The following is a 21,075-nucleotide window of genomic DNA, read 5'->3' as shown; positions in this document are numbered from 1 at the left end:
ATGAGTGCGGGACTATTGTTTAGTCGTCGTCGAACATATACGTTTTTGATTTAGAGGCGACGTTCATGACGAGCCCGATGGCGATCATGTTCATGATGATCCCGGTCCCACCATAACTGATGAACGGTAACGTCAGACCGGTGATCGGGAGGACGCCGATCGTCATCCCGATGTTTTGGAAAATTTGGAACGTGAACATGGCGATGACGGCCGTGACGATGTAGCTTCCGAACGGACTGCTCGCTTCGAGGGCGATATGAATCATTCGGTACAAGAACAAGAAGAAAACGATAATCACGATCGCTGCCCCGATAAAGCCATAATGCTCGGCGATGACGGCGAAGATGAAGTCGGTTTGCGACTCAGGAAGATAGACGAGCCCTTGTCCATAGCCGGCCCCGAACATTTGGCCAGACCCAATCGCTTGAAGCGATTTGATTAACTGGAACGCCAGGTCATCGGAATACTCATACGGGTAAATCCAAGCTTGGAATCGATTCAAGGCGTGGCCTGGCACGAAACTTTGTAACAACTCGAAATGCGAGAAGAACAAATACATGAAGCCACCGATCGTTAAGGCAGCGGCGCTGAACAATCCGAGCAACCACTTCCACCCGATACCAGACACGATGATAATCGCTCCGAGCATCGTGATCAACACGAGCCCTGTGCCTAAGTCTGGTTGCGTCACAATCAGCGCGAGAGGCGGAATGGCGAGAAGCACCAATTTCATTAATAGCCATGTGTCCTGTTGGGACGAACCGTAGCGTTTATTATGGTCATAGACGATCGTCGCCATGGAAATAAGTAAGAACAACTTCATGAATTCGGCTGGCTGGAAACTGAAGCCCGGTACGTTATACCAGCCGTACGCCCCGTTGATGTTCGGAACGAGAGTCGTATCGCGGAGCGGAATCAAACCGGCTAGTAGCAATAACCCGAAGCCATACAAATACCAGTGTATTTTTCGCAACTGTTCATATTCGATGGTCATGATGGCGAACATGGCGAAGAACCCAATGATGTAGCGGATTCCTTGGTCAAATGCGAAATTAATATGTTGCAATCGCGTCGGCAACATCGGTTGGGCCGTATAGATGGCACCTAAACTGATGATCATCAAGAAAAAGACGATTGTCAAAAGTGTTGTGTCTAAACTTTTAAAATAAGATTGAATGCGGTTCATGATGAAGTCGTCTCACCCTTTCTCTACGTATTTTATCTTACCGTAAGTTAAAAAAATCGCAATACGTTACGCGCTAGTTGACAAAACAGACACCATTCTGTAATCTGATAACAGATATTATCACCAGGTACTAAAAAAGGGGAGTTTACGATGTCAATCTATCCAACGTTAACGAATAAGACGTATGTCGTCATGGGAATCGCCAATAAACGCTCGATCGCTTGGGGAATCGCGAAGACGCTCGACGCAGCAGGCGCGAAGCTCGTGCTCACATATGCGGGCGAACGCTTCAAGTCAGGACTCGAGTCGCTTGCAGCCGACTTGAACGGAGAAGCCTTGCTGTTAGAGTGTGACGTCACGAACGACGAAGCCATCGACACGACGTTCCGGACGATTCATGAACAAGCAGGCCCGATTCAAGGGATTGCGCACTCGATCGCATTCGCAGACAAAGAAGCACTCCGCGGTGAATTCTCAGAGATGACACGCGGCCAGTTCGCGCAAGCGCTCGATATTTCGGCATACAGCTTGACGGCTGTCGTCAAAGCGGCCAAACCGTACTTCGCAGAAGATGCATCGGTCATCACGCTCACATATCTCGGCGGCGAACGCGTCGTCCCGAACTATAACTTGATGGGTGTCGCCAAGGCGGCGCTCGACTCGAGCGTCAAATATTTGGCAAACGAGTACGGCCCACACGGCGTCCGCGTCAATGCGATCTCGGCTGGCCCGATTCGGACGTTGTCGGCTAAAGGAGTCGGCGACTTTAACAGCATCTTGTCTGAACTCGAGCAAAAAGCGCCATTGCGCCGCAACGTCTCGGTAGAAGAAGTGGCCTCGACCGGCCTGTTCCTCTTGTCGAGCATGGGCAGCGGCGTGACAGGTGAAGTCATCCACGTCGATAGCGGTTATCACATTTTATAAAGATGGGGAAGGGCGTAGCGATACGCTCTTTTTTGTATTATCGTTGAAGAATTTCGGGTAAGGACTTGTGAAGGAGGTTGGATCATGGGTCCTTATCAGATTGATTTCACAGTCGTCCAATATGGAAATCGCCAAGTTCAACCAACAGAACGGGCGAATATCGAGCCGGTCACACGCATTCAACGTGTCCAACGAATCCGGCCCCGTCAAGAAGAATGGTTAGAAGCCGAACAACAAAACAGCCCCGGTCGTTTCGTCGACCGGAGCGTGTAATCTTATCCGCGGAACCGGAACGTCTCATAGACGTTCCATGTTTCGTTTTCGAGCTCATACATGACGGCCATGCGATTGATCGTCTCCTCGAAATGCACTTGTTCCATTCGCATCCGTTCGAGCACGTCGAACAGTTCGGCATCGGTCAAATCTTGACCGATGGTGATATGCGGCAGAAACTCGTATTTCGGAGGCTGCTTGAGCAGACCGTCGTGCAGTTTGTCGTGAAGCGCTGACAGTTCGCGCGTCGGCAATACTTTTAAGTAGAGGACGTTGTTCGTCGGTGCGAACGAGCGGACCCCGTCGATTTTCAATTGAACCGGTTTGGTCGAGTCTGCGACTTGCTGGAGATACTCGAGCACTTTCGGCAAATCGGCCTCGTCGATTTCAGTGCGTTCCTTGATCGTCACGTGAGGTGAGATCAACGCATACTTCGTGTCGTATCGCTTCCGATACGAGTTGGCGAAGTCTTGAACTTGTTTTGATGGAAATAAGACTACCCCAATCTTCATTCCAGTTCCCCCTTTATAAAGTGGTCTACTTTTTTATGATGACCGATTTAATGAATGAAGTCAAAGCGGGCTTAGTCTTTTTTTCGAGTTTTCAGTATAATAGACATTGAGTACTTCGAGAAGCTCTTCTCGAGATGAAAGGATGTGTAGCGGGAATGTTCCCGCATCTATGATGAAACATGTACCACACTCACGCGATGTACGCGACGCGGCACGGGCTCGCTTAATTGAACGGGGCGTATCGATCGAATCGATCGCCGAAATCGTCTATCAAATGCAAGCACCGTATTCGCCACACTTATCATTGAAAGACTGCATGGACTCGGTCGAGGCCGTGTTAGATAAACGCGAGCTCCAACACGCGATTCTCGTCGGGTCGGAACTCGACATGCTCGCCGAGCGCGGGCAATTGTCGGAGCCGCTCTTGTCAATCGTGGCGTCGGATGAAGGGTTGTTCGGTGTCGATGAGACGATTGCGATCGGGGCCGTCAACACATATGGTTCGATTGCCGTGACGACGTTCGGATACTTAGACAAAGCGAAAATCGGGATCATCAAACAGCTCGACACGAAAATGGACGACGGCCAAGTCCATACGTTCATGGATGACCTCGTCGGTGCCATCGCGGCGAACGCCTCAGGTCGGTTGGCGCACCGTCTGCGTGACATGACCGACTTCGGCGAAGACGAGATGCGGGAACGGAAAGGGTTGTATTGATGACTTCTCGCTTACAAGAGCTGGCGATCACCGGGACGATTGGATTCGTTCTCTTCTCGGTGGTCGTCGTTTTAGGTTGGGTCGTACCGGTCGACCGCTTCGTCACGGCTTTGCTTGAACCGCTCGCTGGACCATTGTTCGTTTATGTGACCGAGCTCGGCAGTGTGAAAGTGTTGATTGGTCTATCCATTATTGGCATGCTCTATTTCTTATGGCGAGGGAACCGCTTTGAGGCGTTCCGTTTGCCGATTGTCGTCATCGCCACGCTTCTCGTGACACAAGTGTTGAAGCTCGTGTTCGGGGTTGACCGACCGTCAATCGATGCCGCGCTCGACGCGACGACTTATAGCTTCCCGAGCGGTCACGCCTCTGGATCACTCGCCTTGTACGGTATGCTGGCGATATTGATGTACCGCCGCAATGAAAACTTGATCGGGTTCGGCTTGCTTGTCGCGATGGTGTTGGCCGTCTCGTTCAGCCGGGTCATCTTGAACGTCCACTATTTCAGTGACGTCATCGGCGGGTGGCTCGTCGCGCTCGTCATCGTGGCAGGGTCAGAAGTAATAAGGAGGAAACGAAATTGATTTTAGTCTCACAAGTCGAAACATGGTTGTTCATGGACCAAACTCGAGCGGACGCGGCCGACGCACCGACGATTTTGGTCGAAAAAGATGCGTCCGGGGCCAAGTCATTCACGGCGATGCGAACGTTGTTCCAACTCAAGAAGTGGACGGGACAACGACGCTTCGTGCCGCTCTTATCGTGCGATGAGACGGCGTATCGAGCCTATGAAGTGTTTCATGTCGACGCGGTCCCGCCGTTCGCCATCCTCGATTCGGGCCGAGTCTTATTAAAGGACAACGAAGTGGATGTGGCCTATGCGGTCGCCCTCGACGACGCTGCGCCAAAAACGTACGGTGAACGGATCGCGTTTGTAGCCGATTATGTGGAGCGGGCACTCGGTGAAACGGTCGTGCTCGCCATCGATGAGCCGGTCGCGTCGCATCCTCAGGTGCCGGAAGATGTGTTCGTACCGGAAAATGTGATGCAGACGAGTGAACGATTGTTCGCCTGGGCAAACCGACAACAAACGGAGAGGGATGAAGTGAAATGAACGAGTGGGAACCAAAAATTCAAGAACTTCTCGACGGGACGGTCGACGAACTCATCGTCCCAAAAGACGACTTTTTGACGGTCCGTTCACTTTTGGTCGACAAGGGCTGGCTGTTTGAAGTCGTGGGTGAAGCGAAACACGGCGGCGTGACGATTTATCGGAAAAACGAACAAAGCGCGTCCTCATAAGAGGAACGCGCTTTGTTCATTTAGGCGTTAGAAGCCAATTTGATTTTTTGTCGTTTTAACTTGTGTAATAACCAGGCATGTAACACTTCACAAGAATGGTGAGGAAGGGTCAGTTCGACAAGTGGGTGTGACTGACCGAATATAGTGAAGCGCGAATGGTCCTCGTCGAGCATTGAGACTTGAATATCGGTCGCTTCTTGAAGCGAAATCCGTTGCTCGCCGGCTACTGCATCTTTTAGTTTCAGCATTTTTCCATTCGTCGCAAACTTGGTGAACGAAGACATTCCCTGTACTTTCAGTTGTTCCATCTCGTGTATCTATTCATCCGCGTGATGAATAGATTTTCACCTCGCTTTCTCTATATTGCCTTCCATTCCTCCAGAAGGTTATTCCTAGTATACCCTCCTCGCGATAAAAGAAAAGAGTTAATTTAACGAAAAATTAAGACAATTTGTTATCAATTTTTAAAAATAGTGTCTCAGGCGCTTGGTGATGGGATTTGAAACGTAATCCGTATGAGCGGGATAACAAAAAAGAACCTGATTGGCTCAGGTTCGATAAAGATTATTGCACGGGTGAACTCAAAATCGTTCAATCTCCCACGTACGACGGCGATACGTCAATTGTCCTTTCAACGCGATCGATTCTTTTTTCGCATCAAAGTCTTCTTCGAGCACCGACATGTCCTCGTAACGCCCGGCGACATAGAAGGAAATCGAGACTTGCCGATTGAACAGGCTCCGCTTCGTATGATCGAAATCGATAATCAACCCTTGCGGTGATAACGCCAAAATCTCATCAATGACCGGGAGCGGGATCGGGACGAAACTGATGTTGCGAATGTCGCGGTCGAGCTTGCTTTGCAGCACGCTCTGCAAGAAGTGCGAGATCGTCGACCAGTCTTTTATGTACAGGCTGCTATGACGATCGTTCGATTCGTTGAAGAAGGCAATCTCGTTTTGAATCGAGTTCAAGAAAGGTCCTTTTAAGCCACGTTCCATATGACTGAGGAACAAAATTTCAGCGATTTCGTGATCCGATAGCGATTCAAGCAGATGATAGTCAGGAAAGTCGATGGCGGTGAAACTCGTTTGGTTATTTAAATACTTGGTCGAGAACGTCGACAGTTCGTGCGCCTCGATATAGCGGAACCGGGTCCGGGACGACTGTCTCATCCCTTTCATGTCCGTCCGACAAATAATCATCGGGCGGGCGAGTGATAACGCCTCGGTGACATCGTTTAAAGTGACGCCATGCAGTGTAAAACGTTGCAGTTCTCGGTCTTGTTTAATATAGAACAACTGTTTTGACATAATTATCCCCTCAGTTCGAAGTCACTATAGTTTGATTTTAGCAAATCCTTTCGTGGCGCGCCATGTTTGAGCGGTTCTAGAGGATTGAGATGATGGTTTTTTTGGGAAAATGGTTATAATTGAGGAAAAGAAGCAGAAAGGCGGATTCCATATGTGGGGGTTGAAAAAAAGCTTTCCCGAGCTCGTGACGAGCCGGTTCATTTTGAGGGAACTCGAACCCCGTGACGCGAGGGCGCTCTATGTGATTCTTTCGACCGAGGAAGTGATGCGTTATTACGGGTCCGATCCTCTGCTGGCCGTCTATGAGGCGAAGAACGTCATCGCTTATTTCAAAGATCAATTTCAGCAAGGAAAAGCGATTCGCTGGGCAATCTGTGACCGCGACACGAACGAACTGATTGGGACGATCGGCTTTCACAACTGGACCCCGCAGTATTTTCGAGCCGAAATTGGCTTCGAGGTCGCGCCGAGCCATTGGCGCCGGGGTGTCGCGTTCGAGGCGGCGTCTGCCGTCATTCGATACGGGTTTGACGAGTTCAAGTTTCATCGGATCTCGGCGCTCGTCGCTCCAGGGAACGAAGGGTCGAACCGGTTGGTGCAAAAGCTCGGCTTTACGGAGGAAGGATTGCTCCATGACTATGCCTATAGTCACGGACGTTTCATGGATTTGACGATGTATCGTCTCTTGAAAGACGAATGGAACGAAAGGGAGGAATGACGTTGAGACAAGTTGTGCTGTTACATGGATTGTGTGGATCACCTGATTATTTTGAGGAACTCATCCCATTGATGGACGCGGACGTATACGCGCTGACATTACCGGGACATGCCGGGACGGAGGCCGGACCAGAGACGATGGATCAGTTTGCGGATTGGGTACTTTCTGAGATGAAACTGCGCAATCTCAAGCGTCCAATCGTGCTCGGTCATTCGTTCGGGGGCTACATCACGACCAACCTCGTCCGCCGTCATCCGGACGCGCTATCCGGTTTCGGATTGATTCATTCGACGGCGGCGGCTGATCCAGAGACGGCCAAAGTGAAGCGGAATGAAGCCATCGAACGAGTGATGGAAGAAGGGGTACATCCGTTCATCGACACGATGATTCCGGGTGTGTTTGCCGCTGATTCCGACACCGCGTTGATTGAACGCGCCAAGCAAATCGGCTACGAGATGTCAAAAGAAGGAATCATTTCCGCGCAGATGGCCATTCGCGACCGTGCCGATGAAACGGAGACGGTCCGGTCGACGAACTTGCCCGGTCTCTTCCTCTATGGATCTAGTGATCCGAACATGGATGCGGAACGCGCTTTCCTAGGGGCGGACCGTCATACGAAACAGACGGTACCGGCTAGCCATATGGGGATGATGGAACAGCCAGAACGAGAAGCGCAACTCATCAATGATTGGCTCAAGGAGGTACAGGATGTCTAAATTCAAACTCGTTGCCGTATCAGGAAGTCTTCGTAAGGCGTCATACAACACGGCGCTGCTCCATTCCATCATCGAGCTTGGCCAAGATCGGTTCGACGTCGAGATTGCTTCGATTGAGATGCCGCTCTATAACGACGACTTGATCGACCCGGATGAACCCGAAGTCGTGCGCGACTTCAAACGAGCCGTGCGTGAGGCGGACGGTCTGCTCGTCGTCACCCCGGAATATAACCACAGCATCCCGGGTGTGTTGAAGAACGCAATCGATTGGCTGTCGCTCGAACCAGGCACGCCGCTCCGTGAGAAACCGGTCATGATTGCCGGGGCGTCTCCGGGTATGCTTGGGACGGCGCGATGTCAAATTCATCTCCGTCAAGTATTTGCCACAAATCGTGCTAACGTTTTACCAGGAAATGAAATCTTTATCACGCATTGTAAAGAAAAGATTGATGATACTGGATTACATGATGAAAAGTCTCGGCAACAAATCGACCGAGTGTTATCCGAGTATTATAACTGGATTGATTTTTGGAAGCGTCACGCAAAAAATTAACTTGAAGTCGCCCTGATTGTTTGATAGAAATGAATTGTGAAAACAAACACAAAGGGAGCGACGACAAACATGCAAACGTATATTGAACTGTATAATGGCGGCGAGTTGGAGGACCGGGCGATCATCAATGACGGGATGACGTTCGGCCGGGTGACGATTGTGGAATTGTTCTATCAAACGAGCCATATCTTCGGATACGTCAAGGTCGATGGGGAGAAGCGCTTCTTCCTTGAGCCTGTGTCAGCAGATGATACGTTCATCGTCGAAGGAGAAGAGTATTCGCTCCAACAGTTCATCGCCCTATTTTGATTGTTCACGACGCAAGCGACTCGCTTGCGTTTTTTTGTCGTTTTCGTCACGATTGAGAGTGAGGTGATGAGAATGAAATTAGTAGCAATCGAACCAACTCCAAGTCCAAATAACTTGAAGATTATCGTCGAACCGGCGTTCACGGGCCGTGGTGTCACGTATGACAAGGCGAGCCGTGATATGCCGCCGATCATTGAAGACATCGTCGGCTTACGCGGGGTCAAGTCGGTCTACGCTGTCTCCGACTTCCTCGCCGTCGAACGCCATCCGAAACATGACTGGCACGACGTCATGAACGAGATTCGCCGCGCGTTCGGGGAAGACGTGCCGGAAGTCGAGGCAAGCCAAATGGCGGCGGACTACGAACCGGTGCACGTCTCGGTCCAGTTCGTCCTCGATGTGCCGATGCAATTGAAACTCGTCAAAGGCGATTCGGAAAAACGGGTCGGTCTGTCAAAACGGTTCGTCGACGCCGCACTTGACGTGCAGGCCCAAGTGAAAAACGTCATCCAAGACCGACGCTGGGTCGAACAAGCCCCGCGTTACGGCGAGCTCGAGGATGTGAGTGTCGTCGCGCAAGAAGAGCTCGAGGCGGCGTATCCTGAAGAACGGGTCGCTCGCATCGTCGCCCGGGCGTTTGGCCGGGAAGCCGACTATGAAGCCAATGCGAACCAATTGCAATCAGACGATTGGAAAGCACGTTTGGCGTTCTTGGACGAGCTCGAGATTACCCCGGACAACATGGTGTACTTCCGCCGCGCCCTCGAGGACAAGGTGATGGCCATCCGTCGACAAGCGGTCGTCATGATTGGCATGTTCGAAGAGAATCGGGAAGAGTATGTCACGTATATCGAACAGGCGCTCGTCGACTCGTCACCGATTGTACGGCGTACGGCCGGCGACACGGTGTCCGATTGGGCGTTGCCGCAGTCGCAACCGTCGATGATTGAGGCGCTCAAGGATAAGAGCAAGCTCGTCCGGTGGCGGGCCGCTCGATTCTTGTTCGACTGCGGAGATGAACAGGCCGTACCCGCCCTCAAAATCGCCGAAGACGATCGTGAGTTCGAGGTGTCGTTGCAGGCACGCCTTGCCAAAGAACGGATCACGAGCGGGGAAACGGCACTCGGGACAGTGTGGCAACAAATTTCAAACCGAACGAAGTAACAAATCATTCGACAATCATGAATTTAATTTTTTTACAGTTACAGGAAGAGAGACGAATCGGATTGCGATTCGTCTCTCTTTTTGCACGAATAATTTGATAATTCATCCAAATGACTAACAATCGATACCAGCAATTCGACAGTTGGGTAAACGGGTCTTTTGGCCTGTCGAACGATGGGACGTTATTCTCAATATAATCGTTGATACACTATACATATCTTATAACCGAAAAGGAGCCACACTCATGATGCTTTTTGCAGAAACACCAGAACTCGTAGCCTATAAGGAAGTCGTCGATGGTATGATCACGGTCATCTTTGAGTCGATTCACAGCGAGACGTTCTCGATCTCTGCACAAGTTCGGTCCGATATCGACGTCGCTGACGCGTTGTTCATGACAGGATGGCAGCAATACGTGGAAAACGTCCAAGTTTCATAATAAAGGTGAATAATATCCGTAAACCCATTACAAACGTCTGCACGAACGTTTACACTAGTGCTATAGACGTTTTTTTATTTTTCAGAGGAGAGTGGGATACGTGAAGAAAACTTGGTTATTGGCAATCGTTACGGCGATGATGTTGGTCGTCGCGGCTTGCAGCAAAGAAGAAGCGAACCCGAGCGATGTGGACGGTAACGCGTCGACACCGCCTGCCTTATTGACACTCGAGACGGACGTGAGCTACGATGCCGAGTCCAAACAGTTGTCGGCGACGGTATCGATGACGAATCCGAACGAGGAGCCCGTCAACGTGACGTTCAATTCGTCGCAACGCTTTCAGATGACGGTGATGAACGGGGATACGACCATCTTCGACTATGGCAGTGAATATATGTTCACAGAATCGATTATCGAAGAGACGTGGGCACCAGGTGAGAAGAAAGTGTTCGATGAAGTATTCCCACTCACGCTCGAAGCGGGTGAGTACACGGTGGATTTCGTCGGTCTGGCCCAAGTCGAAGGTGCACCTGAGATGGCGGTCACCGATCAACAGTCGCTGACCGTTGAAGCTTCCGAGGTGCCGACTGAAGAAACACCGGAAGAGCCGGCCGAAGAAACGACGGAAGAAACGACAGAAGAAACGACAGAAGAACCCGTTGAAGAGCCGAGCGACCAACCCGCGCAAACGGACGGTTCGTTCCGCGATGTGGTCATCAAATTGAACGGTAACGCGATCGATGTTTCTGGATACACGGACGTCGAAGAGTTCGAATGGAGCGTGTCGGACGGTCATAATCTATATGCCCAAGGTGCGGCCGAAGTGACAAGTGGCAGCTTCACATTTGGTGTCTTAATGGATGAAGAACCACCGGCAGGAAAAGCATTATTCTTGGAGATGACACCGATCGGCGGCGACGTCGCATCGTTCCGCATTCAATAACCGGACGACGGAAACTTAGGTTTCCGTCGTTTTGTTTCGGGAATGAAACAAGTTGACGGCATTCATAGATTGTCAGACAATTAGGCAAACCAATATCAGATAGGGAGGAAGTTGAGAATGCAGCAACATATTATTGAGACGACACACGTCAAACCATCCATCAACCCAGCCGAGGAGATTCGTCGCCGAATCGATTTTTTAAAGGCTTATGTCAACCGAGCAGGCGCGAAAGGGCTCGTCCTCGGTATCTCGGGAGGACAAGACTCAACGCTCGCCGGCAAGCTCTGCCAGCTGGCGATGGAAGAATTGCGTGAGGAAACAAGTGCGGACTTTACATTCTACGCCGTCCGTCTGCCATATGGCGAGCAACATGACGAGGCCGACGCCAAACGTGCCCTCGACTTCATTCGACCGGACAAAACGTTCACGGTCAACGTGAAACCGGCCGTCGATGCCTCAGCCAACTCGTTCCATGAAGCGACGGGACTCGAACTTGGCGACTTCCATAAAGGGAACACGAAAGCGCGCGAGCGGATGAAAGTGCAATACGACATCGCAGCCACGTACGGTGCCCTCGTCGTCGGCACGGACCATGCGGCCGAATACGTCACTGGTTTTTACACGAAGCACGGGGACGGGGCGGCCGACTTGACGCCGCTCACAGGATTGAACAAGCGCCAAGGGAAAGCGTTGCTCCATGAACTTGAAGCGCATGAGAGCTTGATTTATAAAGTGCCGACGGCTGATTTGGAAGATGACAAACCGGGACTCCCGGACGAGGTCGCTCTCGGGATGACGTATGATCAACTCGATGATTATCTCGAAGGGAAATCAGTCGATCCAGCCATCGCTGAACGGATTGAGACAATCTTCAAACGGTCGCGCCATAAACACCATATGCCGGCCTCGCTCTATGACGAGTGGTGGCAGTGATCTTAAGAACCAGCCCCCGGCTGGTTCTTTTTTATGTGGTAACTTTCGAACCGTCCCGTTAGGCGCCCATGCTTTCAGCAGGCAATCCCGAAGCCTCCTCGCGCCGAATCCGGCACTGCGGGGTCTTCGTTGGATTGCTTACCTGCATGAGTCAGGGCGCCACGGGCCGGATCGAAGGGACTTCCCTATGCTACAAATCAATCGATGCCAAAAGCCGGCAACCGAACTCCTAGGGGAGAGCGATGCAAGGACGACCCCGTAAAGCGCGATTCGCGCTGCGGAGGCATCCGCATCGCCCCAGAAACGAAGGATGCCGGCCAAAGCGATCGTAAATCACACAAAAGAACCGATCGATAGACCGGTTCTTTTGTGTATCACAGATTAGCGCTTCGAGCGTGTCGGCACGAATTGGATGAGCAAGATGAGTGTGAACGCGATCAAGCTGAGCAGCGGGATCGTGATGAATCCGAAGTAGTTCACCCAACGAATCAAACAGTCGTTACTGCAGAACGCGTCGCCGTTCGGAATGCGTTCGAGAATGACGTGATAGAGGGCGATTGCCCAACCCGCCCCGGCCATGAGACCGACGAACAATTTGTTCACAGCACGGTTCGAGAGAAGCACCGTCAAGTAATAGATGGCGAGCGGATACATAAATATGCGTTGGAACCAGCATAACTTGCATGGCACGTACAGCATGATTTCCGAGAAATAAAGACTGCCGAGCGTCGCGATGGTGGCGACAATAAAGGCAAAATGATGACGTTGCATCTGATTTCCTCCTGACGATTCAAAACTAATCGACAAACATGATATGATACAGTGAAGCAATAACGTATCCAGTATACAATCTTTGAAACGATAGAGAAATAGGTGACGTCATGCAAGTATCAGAAGTGGAAGTGTTAATCGTCCTCGCCGAAGAGTTGAATATGCGGAAAGCGGCGGAGCGCTTGTTCGTCTCCCAGCCCGCACTCAGTCAGCGCCTCGTCACAATCGAGCATCAGTGGGGCAAGAAAATTTTTGTCCGTTCGACACGGGGCCTCGCGCTCACGCCGGACGGTGAAAAAATCATCGACTTCGCGAAGAAGATGTATAGCGAGGAGCAGGAGCTGCGTGGGGAGTTGACAGCGCAACAAGGTGAGGTGTACGGTACATTAAAAATCGCTGTCGCATCCATCATGGGTCAGTATTGGCTACCGCGCGTCTTGAAGCGATTCGTCGAGCGGTATCCATCGGTTCGAGTCAAACTCGTCACGGGCTGGTCAAGCGAGATGATGCGCTATATGCTAGAGGAAAATTTCCATATCGGCATCATTCGCGGGAATCCGGATTGGCGCGGTGAGAAGATGAAATTGTTCTCAGATTCGCTTCATCTGGTCGACTTGCGGATGACCGATTTGAAACAATTAAAGAATAACGAGCGTTCGTTCATTCAATTCAAGAGCGACTCGACGTATTATCAAGAAATTTTGGAGTGGTGGCAAGAGCGCTTCTCGAGCCCGCCGCTCACGACGCTCGTCGTCGACCAAATCGAGACGTGCAAACAGATGGCGTTACACGGAATCGGATTCGCGATTTTACCTGAGTCGACGATTCGCGACGTCGAGGCAATCAATAAGATTCCGCTCACGTCGTCGGATGGGATTCCGCTCGTCCGGGATACGTGGATGTTATCGACCGAGTCGATGCTCGAGTTGGCGCAAGTGAAGGCGTTTTGGGAGATTGTTGATGAAGTGACGAAGGAGAGTGTGGAATGAGTTGGGCAATTGAGGCAAGACGGCAATTACATTTGATTCCAGAACGAGGTTATGAAGAGTTCAAGACACAGGCGACGCTTGAGGAACTGATTCGATCCTTGAACTCGCCGCGCGTGCACATCTCGCATTGGCGTACCGGTTTGTTCGTCCGCATCGACGGGCTTGCCGGTGAAAAGACGATCGGTTACCGGGCCGACATGGACGGCTTACCGATCACCGAAGAGACGGGCCTCGAGTTTGCCTCGGTCCATGAAGGGATGATGCACGCCTGTGGCCATGACGTTCATATGGCAATCGCTCTCGGGTTGATTAAGCGAGCCGTCGAAGAGCCGCTCGACCATCACCTCGTCATCTTCTTCCAACCAGCCGAAGAAGGTCCGGGCGGAGCTGAGCCGATGGCCATGTCGGAATTGTTCTATCATTTCCGTCCCGATGCGATGTTCGGACTTCACGTCGCACCAGAATATCCTGTCGGCACAATCGCGTCGCGTCCAGGTGTATTATTCGCGAGTGCGCGCGAGTTGCATCTGACGATTCATGGGAAAGGCGGGCATGGTGCCTTCCCACACGCCGGAATTGATGCCGTCATCGTCCAGGCCGCGTTGATTATGCAGCTGCAAACAATCGTCTCGCGGAACATCGACCCGATGGGCAGCGCGGTCATCTCGATCGGGAAAGTGATGGCTGGGACGAAAGAGAACATCATCGCGGACACGGCGAAGCTCGACGGTACGATTCGGGCCTTGTCGGACAAGGAGATGGTCGTGCTCGAACGACGCATCCGTCAAATCATCGCCGGGGTGGAGATGACGTATAACGTCCACATCGACCTCGAGTTCGGCAACCGGTACCACGAGGTCGTCAACGACGAACGTTATTTGTTCCAATTCGAAGAAGCGGTCGAGGAAGTCGGATACTCATACAAGACGTGCGTACCGGCCATGACCGGTGAAGATTTCGGATACATGCTGAAACAAGTTCCAGGCTTTATGGTCTGGCTCGGCGTGAACGATATGGGGTCGGGACTTCACCAATCGACGCTCAACCCGGATGAGCGGGCCATCGATGTCGCCATCGAGCTGTTCGATCATTTCTTTAGAACGGCCATCATTAAGTGAAGCAAGCGGACACGACGGTGTCCGCTTTTTTGTATGAAATGTGTAGAATTGTGCGTGAACCGTTAAAGATTTGGGAAAAAAGTAAGAGTTGTAAAGCGTCGATATTGTTAAGCATGCTCAAATGTGAACATTTTGCGAACTCAAGCATTGAAACATTACAGCGCTATATAAAATCATTATGATAAGGGTATCCAAGGGAAATCATCTGTGATGTTGCGCGATAGACATTGGTTTAAAGCGCTAGAGAGAGATAGGAGGTAATCAATAGATGTTTCAAGATCCTGTCCTGATGAGCCGGGCGTTAACGGCACTCACGTTGGGTTTCCACGTGATATTTGCCACAATCGGCGTCGGGGTTCCATTACTCATTTTATTGGCAGAGTTTCTAGGTATTAAAAAGAAAGATCCGAAATACACCTTGATGGCCCGTCGGTGGTCACGGGGATATGTCGTCACAGTAGCGGTCGGTGTCGTGACAGGTACGGCAATCGGGCTCCAGCTGTCTTTACTTTGGCCGAACCTCATGCGGGTCGCCGGTCAAACGATCGCACTTCCACTGTTCATGGAAACGTTCGCCTTCTTCTTTGAAGCGATCTTCCTCGGGATTTATTTGTACACGTGGGATCGATTTAAAAACCCGTGGCACCATATGCTAGTCGGGATTCCAGTCGCGGTCGGTGCCTTGTTCTCAGGGTTCTTCATTACGACCGTCAACAGCTTCATGAACCAGCCGGTCGGATTTGATATTGTCGACGGTCGACTCGCCAACGTGAGTCCAATCGAGGCGATGTTCAGCCCGGCGATGCCGACCAAAATGGCGCACGTCTTGACGTCGGCCATTCTGACATCGGCGTTCATTTTAGCTGCTATCGCCGCTGTCCAGTTGCTCCGTCAGCGACGGAACCAACTCGACAAGTTATCAATCGAGTATCATAAAAAAGGTCTTCGCTTGACGATGACCGTCGCGCTCATCTTCGCGATTGCGACTGCACTCGTCGGAGACTTCTCAGGTAAATACTTGGCGAAGTACCAGCCGGACAAATTGGCGGCTGCGGAGTGGCATTTTGAAACCTCCTCGGAGGCCGAGCTGATTCTAGGCGGATGGCTCGAGGAAGACGGAGAGGGCGGTTACGAAGTACGTGGCGCCTTGAAGATTCCGTACGCCTTGTCAATCCTAGCGGGCGGTGTGCCGAACTACGAGGTGACCGGTCTTGATGAATTTGCGAAAGAAGATCAACCTCCACTATTCATCCACTACCTGTTTGATGCGATGGTCGGGATTGGGATGTTGCTGGCATTGATTTCGTTCTTGTTCGTGCTCGGACGGTATATCAAGCGACTGCCTCAATTCAGTAAACCGATGCTCATCGCCATCGCCGCAGGCGGTCCGCTCGCGATGATGGCCATCGAGTTCGGTTGGTTCTTCGCAGAGTTCGGTCGCCAGCCTTGGGCGCTCTATGATTTGATGCGCACGAGTGAAGCGGCGACGACATCGGCAAACGTAGGATGGATGCTTATCGCCTTTGCGATCCTGTATGCAGTTCTTGGCGTGGTCACGGTACTCGTCTTGACTCGTCTGTTCAAAGACAACCCAGTAGGGAAAGAACTAAAACAATCGGAGCTTCGCGGTGAAGCGATGTTCGCGGATGAAGTGTGATCGGAGGGTATGACATGCAGATTCAAGAATTAGGGATTGCCGTACTATGGACGTTTTTGTACGGCTACCTCATCGTCGCATCGATTGATTTCGGTGCCGGCTTCTTCGCTTTCTATAGTAAGTACACGAAGCGGGACCAAAAGATCAACCGTCTGATTGCACGGTATTTATCGCCGACGTGGGAAGTGACGAACGTGTTCTTCGTCTTCTTCTTCGTCGGGATCGTCGGGTTTTTCCCAGATACGGCTTACTATTACGGGACGGCGCTTCTCGTACCGGCCTCGGTCGTGTTGATTCTGTTGGCGATTCGCGGTAGTTTCTACGCGTTTGCCAACTATGGATCAAAAGAGAGCACGTTCTATATGTTCTTATATGGGGCGACTGGGCTGTTAATCCCGGCCTCGATGTCTACCGTTCTTACCGTCAGCCAAGGTGGATTTATCAATGAGACCGAGTCGGGCGTCTTTTTTGACGGCATGAAGTTGTTCACCAACTTCTACTCTTGGACCGTCGTCACCTTGGCAATCGTGTCGGTGCTCTATATCAGTGCCATGTTCCTCTTGTTCTATGCCGATAAGGCGCGTGACGCTCAGGCGGTCCCACTCGTTCGAAAATGGGCCTTGTTCTGGAGCGTTCCGACGATTGTCGCGTCGGGCCTCGTCTTCTTCGGGTTGAAGTCGCAGGCAGCTTGGCATTATGAGAGCATCTTAGCGGGCAACTGGTGGTGGTTCGCTGCAAGTTTCATCTTCTTCGCTGTAGCCGTTGCACTCGTCTACATGAAGCGAAACTACGGCATCGCGTTCTTGATGGTCATGGGTCAGTTCTTTATGGCCTGGTTCGGATACGGATATACGCACTTGCCGTACATTCTTTATCCGTACATCGACATCAACGGAAGCGTCGTCAACGAGTCGATGGCCATCGCCCTCGTCGTCGTCTTCATCCTCGGATTGCTCTTGCTCGTACCGGCGCTGTATCTCTTGCTACGCCTGTTCTTGTTCGACAATGACTATGTACGCGGAAAGCGTTCGAGTGGTAAAGCGTAAAGACCGGATATTCCGGTCTTTTTTTATATAGTTTTTTTGAGGGGAATCGGTTACACTGTACGAAGAATCGGGAACAGAAACAGCGTAGGAAAGGGATGTATGAAATTATGACAGGTGAATTTGCAGTCATCGGATTAGGACGGTTTGGCGGCTCGATCGTTCGGGAACTATCGGCGAACGGTTATGACGTGTTGGCGATTGATGCGGATGAAGAACGCGTCAACGAGTTTATGGGATTGGCGACACATGCGGTCATCGCGGACACGACCGACGAGAACGTATTGAAAAGTCTCGGCATTCGCAACTTTGAACACGTGATCGTGGCCATCGGTGAAAACATTCAAGCCTCGATTTTGACGACACTCATTTTAAAAGAGCTCGGTGTTCAAATCATCACGGTCAAGGCGACGAATGATTATCACGAGAAAGTGCTGCGCCGCATCGGGGCCGATAACATCGTCCACCCAGAGCGCGACATGGGCATCCGGATTGCGAACGGATTGATGAGCCAAAGCATCCTTGACTACCTCGAGCTCTCGAACGAGCACTCGATCGTTGAAATCAAGGCGTCGGACAAACTGTCGAACAAGTCGCTCATCGATTTGGACCTTCGCGCCAAATACGGCGTCAACATCGTCGCGGTCCGCCGCAATGATGACGTCATCATCTCACCGCAAGCCGACGAGATGATTTTGCCAGAGGACATCTTGATCATCATCGGGAAAGATACGGACTTGGATCGACTCGAACGCACACTTCGGTCCAGATAAAAAAACGAGAGGCGCGCGCCTCTCGTTTTTCATTAAATGAGCTTCATTGATTTTAAGCCGTACTCGATTCCATCTTCGAGAATCGATTTCGTCACGAAGTCGGCGACTTCTTTCGCTTCGACCCGGGCATTGCCCATTGCGATGCCCGTTCCAACGTATTGAAGCATCGCCAAATCGTTCAAGGCGTCGCCGAACGCGTACGTGTTCTCGAGCCGATAGCCGTTCGTCTCGATGAAGTGACGGATACCGTCGGCTTTACTGGCGCCACGATTGATGACGTCCATGGCGTGCGGATGCCAGCGGATGAAATCAAACTCGCCGTACGCATCCAAATAGTGATGTTCTTCTTCAGGCGCGCAATATAGGAGCGTCTGATAGACGGCCTGTTCGATATGGAAATTCGGATCATATGTCGGAATCGGCATATCAAGTTCTCCGAGTGACTGTTCGACGACATGGTCGTTCGCTTTCGTGGCACCGCCACGGTGTTGTCCGAGATAGACGAGCGTATGGTCGTTTGAGCCGGCATGTTCGGTCAAGCGACGGAGCGCGTCGGTCGGCAACGTGTTCCGATAGACGACCTCGCCTTGGTGGACGACGATTTGTCCGTTGTAGCAGACAAAGCTGTCGATGCCGAGCTGTTCTGGGATATCAGACAGCATCGCCGGGCCACGCCCTGTCGCGATGAACGTCTCGACGCCGTTGTGGCGTAGCTGCTGAATGGCCGCGATCGTCGAAGGGGGAATGTACGACCCTTCATGGAGCAACGTGCCATCGATGTCAAAAAAGACTACTTTCTTATCTTCCATTTTTCTTCACCATGCTTTCTCTGTCTTGATTAAGTCAGTTGTATACTAAAAAGCATAACACGAAATCGAGAAACCTCCCTCAATCTTACGTCAATAGTGAAATATTGTCACAATATGAGCTATAATGAAGAAAGAATCTTACGGAACGTAATTATATTGCGAGAATCACTTATGTTTCACATAGATGAACATCAACTACTTGTAGTAAGGAGAGATTAAATGAAGTTTGTAAAGAACCACCAAACAGCTGTGTTCGCACTAGGCGGACTCGGAGAAATCGGGAAGAACACGTACGTTGTTCAATTCCAAGATGAAATCATCGTCATCGATGCGGGCGTCATGTTCCCGGAGGATGACTTGCTTGGAATCGACTACGTGATCCCTGATTACTCATACTTGATTAAAAACAAAGACAAAGTCAAAGGGGTGTTCATCACCCACGGTCACGAAGACCATATCGGCGGCATCCCGTTTCTCTTGAAACAAGTGAAGCTTCCGATTTACGCGACGAAACTCGCGCTCGGCTTGATTAAAGTGAAACTCGAAGAGCACGGGTTGCTCCGGGAAGCGGAACTGCATGAGATTGATGAGGACGCCATCGTCAAGTTCAGAAAGACGAGCATCTCATTCTTCCGCACGACTCACTCGATTCCGAACTCGCTCGGTGTCGTCGTGAAGACGCCACAAGGGAATATCGTCCATACCGGTGACTTTAAGTTCGACTTCACACCGGTCGGCGAACCGGCTGACATTGCCAAGATGGCAGACATCGGGAAAGAAGGCGTGCTTTGCCTCTTGTCCGATTCGACGAACGCAGAAGTCGAAGGCTTCACGATGAGTGAAAAAGTTGTCGGCGGCACGATCAGTGAGACGTTCCGGAAAGCCGAAGGGCGCGTCATCTTCGCGACGTTCGCCTCGAACATCTACCGCTTGCAACAAGTCGTCGATGCGTGTGCCGAAACAGGCCGTCATTTGGCCATCTTCGGCCGCTCGATGGACAAGGTCATGACGATCGGGCAAGAACTCGGCTTCATCAACGTCCCGAAAGGCATGATCGTCGAAGCGAATCAGTTACGGAACTACGAGCCGCATGAAGTGGCGATTCTTTGTACCGGTTCGCAAGGTGAGCCGATGGCTGCGCTCAGCCGCATCGCCAACGGAACACACCGTCAAGTATCGATCATTCCTGGCGACACGGTCATCTTCTCGTCATCTCCGATTCCGGGTAACGCCATTTCGGTCGGGAAAACGATCGACCAATTGTATAAAGCCGGCGCGGACGTCGTTTACGGAAAATTGACGAACATCCACACGTCGGGTCACGGGTCGCAACAAGAGCAATTGCTCATGATCCGCTTGCTCAACCCGAAATTCTTTATGCCGATTCACGGGGAGTATCGCATGTTGGTGAAACACGCCGAACTCGCCGAATCGGTCGGCATCCCGAAAGAGAACAGCTTCATCATGGATAACGGTGAAGTGCTCGCCGTCGACGCCGACTCGGCCGCCATCACCGGGAAAATCTCGGCCAACGCCGTGTACGTCGACGGAAACGGCATCGGGGACATCGGCAATATCGTCTTGCGCGATCGCCGCATCCTTTCAGAGGACGGACTCGTCGTCGTCGTCATCAGCATCGACGGCAAGACGCGTAAACTCGTCTCAGGTCCGGATATCATTTCACGCGGCTTCGTCTATATGCGCGAATCGGGCAGCTTGATTCGTGACGGCGAGCGCTTGCTCAAGAAGACGGTCGAGCAAGGGTTGTCGAACAAACAGATGAAGTGGTCGGAGTTGAAACAACTCGTCTCGGATACACTCACGCCATACTTGGCACAAAAAACACGAAGACACCCAATGGTTCTTCCGATCATCATGGAAGTATGAACGAGCGGGCTGTAGGGGACTACAG

At 51.4% G+C, this 21,075-nt stretch carries 26 protein-coding genes; 20 read left to right on the top strand and 6 right to left on the bottom strand.

Annotated elements, in window-relative coordinates; genetic code table 11:
• Positions 1–19 precede the first annotated feature (19 nt).
• Entirely contained in the window at positions 20–1,186 is a 1,167-nt protein-coding gene (locus KNP68_RS04815) for an FtsW/RodA/SpoVE family cell cycle protein (RefSeq protein WP_021066962.1), read from the bottom strand.
• Positions 1,187–1,336: 150 nt separating this feature from the next.
• On the opposite strand from KNP68_RS04815, the gene fabI reads away from it, so the two are divergent.
• Both fabI and KNP68_RS04805 read left to right on the top strand, forming a co-directional pair.
• A complete protein-coding gene (gene fabI, locus KNP68_RS04810) occupies positions 1,337–2,110 on the top strand; it encodes an enoyl-ACP reductase FabI (RefSeq protein ID WP_058763280.1) in 774 nt (257 codons plus the stop codon).
• An 84-nt stretch (positions 2,111–2,194) separates the two neighbouring features.
• Entirely contained in the window at positions 2,195–2,383 is a 189-nt protein-coding gene (locus KNP68_RS04805) for a hypothetical protein (protein ID WP_021066964.1), read from the top strand.
• A gap of 2 nt (positions 2,384–2,385) precedes the next feature.
• On the opposite strand, the gene KNP68_RS04800 is transcribed toward KNP68_RS04805, so the two are convergent.
• Positions 2,386–2,895, bottom strand: coding sequence for a YjcG family protein (locus tag KNP68_RS04800; RefSeq protein WP_021066965.1), 510 nt, complete (start codon positions 2,893–2,895; stop codon positions 2,386–2,388).
• A gap of 172 nt (positions 2,896–3,067) precedes the next feature.
• On the opposite strand from KNP68_RS04800, the gene KNP68_RS04795 reads away from it, so the two are divergent.
• The 4 genes from KNP68_RS04795 to KNP68_RS04780 are packed head-to-tail and all read left to right on the top strand — an operon-like array spanning position 3,068 to position 4,915.
• Entirely contained in the window at positions 3,068–3,613 is a 546-nt protein-coding gene (locus tag KNP68_RS04795) for a phosphatidylglycerophosphatase A family protein (RefSeq protein WP_029595773.1), read from the top strand.
• Positions 3,613–4,197: a phosphatase PAP2 family protein gene (locus KNP68_RS04790; RefSeq protein WP_214713870.1), complete on the top strand. Its 585-nt coding sequence runs from the start codon at positions 3,613–3,615 to the stop codon at positions 4,195–4,197. The genes KNP68_RS04795 and KNP68_RS04790 overlap by 1 nt, the downstream gene beginning before the upstream one ends.
• Positions 4,194–4,727 carry a hypothetical protein gene (locus KNP68_RS04785; protein WP_214713868.1) on the top strand — a complete coding sequence of 178 codons (534 nt, stop codon included), beginning with the start codon at positions 4,194–4,196 and terminating at the stop codon, positions 4,725–4,727. The genes KNP68_RS04790 and KNP68_RS04785 overlap by 4 nt, the downstream gene beginning before the upstream one ends.
• Positions 4,724–4,915, top strand: coding sequence for a hypothetical protein (locus tag KNP68_RS04780; protein ID WP_058763287.1), 192 nt, complete (start codon positions 4,724–4,726; stop codon positions 4,913–4,915). The genes KNP68_RS04785 and KNP68_RS04780 overlap by 4 nt, the downstream gene beginning before the upstream one ends.
• Positions 4,916–4,935: 20 nt before the next feature.
• Here the strand turns inward: KNP68_RS04780 and KNP68_RS04775 are convergent, their stop codons facing one another.
• Positions 4,936–5,223 carry an FHA domain-containing protein gene (locus KNP68_RS04775; protein ID WP_029595769.1) on the bottom strand — a complete coding sequence of 96 codons (288 nt, stop codon included), beginning with the start codon at positions 5,221–5,223 and terminating at the stop codon, positions 4,936–4,938.
• A 273-nt stretch (positions 5,224–5,496) separates the two neighbouring features.
• Positions 5,497–6,228 carry a hypothetical protein gene (locus KNP68_RS04770; RefSeq protein ID WP_214798917.1) on the bottom strand — a complete coding sequence of 244 codons (732 nt, stop codon included), beginning with the start codon at positions 6,226–6,228 and terminating at the stop codon, positions 5,497–5,499.
• A gap of 151 nt (positions 6,229–6,379) precedes the next feature.
• Between KNP68_RS04770 and KNP68_RS04765 the strand changes: the two genes are divergently transcribed.
• The 8 genes from KNP68_RS04765 to nadE all read left to right on the top strand — a co-directional run bounded on the left by KNP68_RS04765 (position 6,380) and on the right by nadE (position 12,003).
• Positions 6,380–6,946, top strand: a complete 567-nt coding sequence (locus KNP68_RS04765) for a GNAT family N-acetyltransferase (RefSeq protein ID WP_021066975.1) — start codon at positions 6,380–6,382, stop codon at positions 6,944–6,946.
• Positions 6,947–6,948: 2 nt separating this feature from the next.
• Positions 6,949–7,662, top strand: coding sequence for an alpha/beta fold hydrolase (locus KNP68_RS04760; RefSeq protein WP_214713866.1), 714 nt, complete (start codon positions 6,949–6,951; stop codon positions 7,660–7,662).
• Positions 7,655–8,215, top strand: coding sequence for an NADPH-dependent FMN reductase (locus KNP68_RS04755; RefSeq protein WP_021066977.1), 561 nt, complete (start codon positions 7,655–7,657; stop codon positions 8,213–8,215). The genes KNP68_RS04760 and KNP68_RS04755 overlap by 8 nt, the downstream gene beginning before the upstream one ends.
• 69 nt (positions 8,216–8,284) lie before the next feature.
• Entirely contained in the window at positions 8,285–8,524 is a 240-nt protein-coding gene (locus tag KNP68_RS04750) for a hypothetical protein (RefSeq protein ID WP_214799090.1), read from the top strand.
• A 72-nt stretch (positions 8,525–8,596) separates the two neighbouring features.
• Positions 8,597–9,688 carry a virulence factor gene (locus KNP68_RS04745; RefSeq protein WP_029595766.1) on the top strand — a complete coding sequence of 364 codons (1,092 nt, stop codon included), beginning with the start codon at positions 8,597–8,599 and terminating at the stop codon, positions 9,686–9,688.
• 244 nt (positions 9,689–9,932) lie between these two features.
• A complete protein-coding gene (locus KNP68_RS04740; protein WP_021066980.1) occupies positions 9,933–10,127 on the top strand; it encodes a hypothetical protein in 195 nt (64 codons plus the stop codon).
• Positions 10,128–10,227: 100 nt separating this feature from the next.
• On the top strand, positions 10,228–11,070 hold the full coding sequence (locus KNP68_RS04735; RefSeq protein ID WP_242678884.1) for a BsuPI-related putative proteinase inhibitor: 843 nt from the start codon (positions 10,228–10,230) through the stop codon (positions 11,068–11,070).
• 117 nt (positions 11,071–11,187) lie between these two features.
• Positions 11,188–12,003 carry an ammonia-dependent NAD(+) synthetase gene (gene nadE, locus KNP68_RS04730; protein ID WP_131471123.1) on the top strand — a complete coding sequence of 272 codons (816 nt, stop codon included), beginning with the start codon at positions 11,188–11,190 and terminating at the stop codon, positions 12,001–12,003.
• A 381-nt stretch (positions 12,004–12,384) separates the two neighbouring features.
• Here nadE and KNP68_RS04725 read toward each other — a convergent pair whose 3' ends face one another.
• Positions 12,385–12,774, bottom strand: coding sequence for a disulfide bond formation protein B (locus KNP68_RS04725; RefSeq protein ID WP_021066983.1), 390 nt, complete (start codon positions 12,772–12,774; stop codon positions 12,385–12,387).
• Positions 12,775–12,884: 110 nt separating this feature from the next.
• Here KNP68_RS04725 and KNP68_RS04720 point away from each other — a divergent pair, with 110 nt between their 5' ends.
• The 5 genes from KNP68_RS04720 (at position 12,885) to KNP68_RS04700 (ending at position 18,354) form a co-directional block, all read left to right on the top strand.
• Entirely contained in the window at positions 12,885–13,763 is an 879-nt protein-coding gene (locus KNP68_RS04720; RefSeq protein ID WP_021066984.1) for a transcriptional regulator CcpC, read from the top strand.
• A complete protein-coding gene (locus tag KNP68_RS04715) occupies positions 13,760–14,881 on the top strand; it encodes an N-acetyldiaminopimelate deacetylase (RefSeq protein WP_131471124.1) in 1,122 nt (373 codons plus the stop codon). The genes KNP68_RS04720 and KNP68_RS04715 overlap by 4 nt, the downstream gene beginning before the upstream one ends.
• Before the next feature lie 268 nt (positions 14,882–15,149).
• On the top strand, positions 15,150–16,538 hold the full coding sequence (locus tag KNP68_RS04710) for a cytochrome ubiquinol oxidase subunit I (protein WP_214798915.1): 1,389 nt from the start codon (positions 15,150–15,152) through the stop codon (positions 16,536–16,538).
• Positions 16,539–16,552: 14 nt separating this feature from the next.
• Entirely contained in the window at positions 16,553–17,584 is a 1,032-nt protein-coding gene (locus KNP68_RS04705; RefSeq protein ID WP_021066987.1) for a cytochrome d ubiquinol oxidase subunit II, read from the top strand.
• Between the two features lie 107 nt (positions 17,585–17,691).
• Positions 17,692–18,354 (top strand): potassium channel family protein, encoded by a 663-nt coding sequence (locus tag KNP68_RS04700; protein ID WP_029595762.1) that lies wholly within the window; start codon positions 17,692–17,694, stop codon positions 18,352–18,354.
• A gap of 32 nt (positions 18,355–18,386) precedes the next feature.
• Here KNP68_RS04700 and KNP68_RS04695 read toward each other — a convergent pair whose 3' ends face one another.
• Positions 18,387–19,163 carry a Cof-type HAD-IIB family hydrolase gene (locus KNP68_RS04695; protein WP_029595761.1) on the bottom strand — a complete coding sequence of 259 codons (777 nt, stop codon included), beginning with the start codon at positions 19,161–19,163 and terminating at the stop codon, positions 18,387–18,389.
• Between the two features lie 219 nt (positions 19,164–19,382).
• On the opposite strand from KNP68_RS04695, the gene rnjA reads away from it, so the two are divergent.
• Positions 19,383–21,050 carry a ribonuclease J1 gene (gene rnjA / locus KNP68_RS04690; protein WP_021066990.1) on the top strand — a complete coding sequence of 556 codons (1,668 nt, stop codon included), beginning with the start codon at positions 19,383–19,385 and terminating at the stop codon, positions 21,048–21,050.
• Positions 21,051–21,075: the final 25 nt, after the last annotated feature.

Source organism: Exiguobacterium sp. s50, from assembly GCF_018618175.1.
Taxonomy (GTDB): Bacteria; Bacillota; Bacilli; order Exiguobacteriales; family Exiguobacteriaceae; genus Exiguobacterium; species Exiguobacterium chiriqhucha.
This window is presented reverse-complemented; position numbering and strand designations above follow the sequence as displayed.

Excerpts from the sequence above, each read along its gene's own strand:
- KNP68_RS04815 (WP_021066962.1), bottom strand. The coding sequence starts at position 1,186 with ATGAACCGCATTCAATCTTATTTTAAAAGTTTAGACACAACACTTTTG.
- fabI (WP_058763280.1), top strand. The coding sequence starts at position 1,337 with ATGTCAATCTATCCAACGTTAACGAATAAGACGTATGTCGTCATGGGA.
- KNP68_RS04805 (WP_021066964.1), top strand. The coding sequence starts at position 2,195 with ATGGGTCCTTATCAGATTGATTTCACAGTCGTCCAATATGGAAATCGC.
- KNP68_RS04800 (WP_021066965.1), bottom strand. The coding sequence starts at position 2,895 with ATGAAGATTGGGGTAGTCTTATTTCCATCAAAACAAGTTCAAGACTTC.
- KNP68_RS04795 (WP_029595773.1), top strand. The coding sequence starts at position 3,068 with ATGAAACATGTACCACACTCACGCGATGTACGCGACGCGGCACGGGCT.
- KNP68_RS04790 (WP_214713870.1), top strand. The coding sequence starts at position 3,613 with ATGACTTCTCGCTTACAAGAGCTGGCGATCACCGGGACGATTGGATTC.
- KNP68_RS04780 (WP_058763287.1), top strand. The coding sequence starts at position 4,724 with ATGAACGAGTGGGAACCAAAAATTCAAGAACTTCTCGACGGGACGGTC.
- KNP68_RS04775 (WP_029595769.1), bottom strand. The coding sequence starts at position 5,223 with ATGGAACAACTGAAAGTACAGGGAATGTCTTCGTTCACCAAGTTTGCG.
- KNP68_RS04770 (WP_214798917.1), bottom strand. The coding sequence starts at position 6,228 with ATGTCAAAACAGTTGTTCTATATTAAACAAGACCGAGAACTGCAACGT.
- KNP68_RS04765 (WP_021066975.1), top strand. The coding sequence starts at position 6,380 with ATGTGGGGGTTGAAAAAAAGCTTTCCCGAGCTCGTGACGAGCCGGTTC.
- KNP68_RS04755 (WP_021066977.1), top strand. The coding sequence starts at position 7,655 with ATGTCTAAATTCAAACTCGTTGCCGTATCAGGAAGTCTTCGTAAGGCG.
- KNP68_RS04750 (WP_214799090.1), top strand. The coding sequence starts at position 8,285 with ATGCAAACGTATATTGAACTGTATAATGGCGGCGAGTTGGAGGACCGG.
- KNP68_RS04745 (WP_029595766.1), top strand. The coding sequence starts at position 8,597 with ATGAAATTAGTAGCAATCGAACCAACTCCAAGTCCAAATAACTTGAAG.
- KNP68_RS04740 (WP_021066980.1), top strand. The coding sequence starts at position 9,933 with ATGATGCTTTTTGCAGAAACACCAGAACTCGTAGCCTATAAGGAAGTC.
- nadE (WP_131471123.1), top strand. The coding sequence starts at position 11,188 with ATGCAGCAACATATTATTGAGACGACACACGTCAAACCATCCATCAAC.
- KNP68_RS04725 (WP_021066983.1), bottom strand. The coding sequence starts at position 12,774 with ATGCAACGTCATCATTTTGCCTTTATTGTCGCCACCATCGCGACGCTC.
- KNP68_RS04720 (WP_021066984.1), top strand. The coding sequence starts at position 12,885 with ATGCAAGTATCAGAAGTGGAAGTGTTAATCGTCCTCGCCGAAGAGTTG.
- KNP68_RS04715 (WP_131471124.1), top strand. The coding sequence starts at position 13,760 with ATGAGTTGGGCAATTGAGGCAAGACGGCAATTACATTTGATTCCAGAA.
- KNP68_RS04710 (WP_214798915.1), top strand. The coding sequence starts at position 15,150 with ATGTTTCAAGATCCTGTCCTGATGAGCCGGGCGTTAACGGCACTCACG.
- KNP68_RS04705 (WP_021066987.1), top strand. The coding sequence starts at position 16,553 with ATGCAGATTCAAGAATTAGGGATTGCCGTACTATGGACGTTTTTGTAC.
- KNP68_RS04700 (WP_029595762.1), top strand. The coding sequence starts at position 17,692 with ATGACAGGTGAATTTGCAGTCATCGGATTAGGACGGTTTGGCGGCTCG.
- KNP68_RS04695 (WP_029595761.1), bottom strand. The coding sequence starts at position 19,163 with ATGGAAGATAAGAAAGTAGTCTTTTTTGACATCGATGGCACGTTGCTC.
- rnjA (WP_021066990.1), top strand. The coding sequence starts at position 19,383 with ATGAAGTTTGTAAAGAACCACCAAACAGCTGTGTTCGCACTAGGCGGA.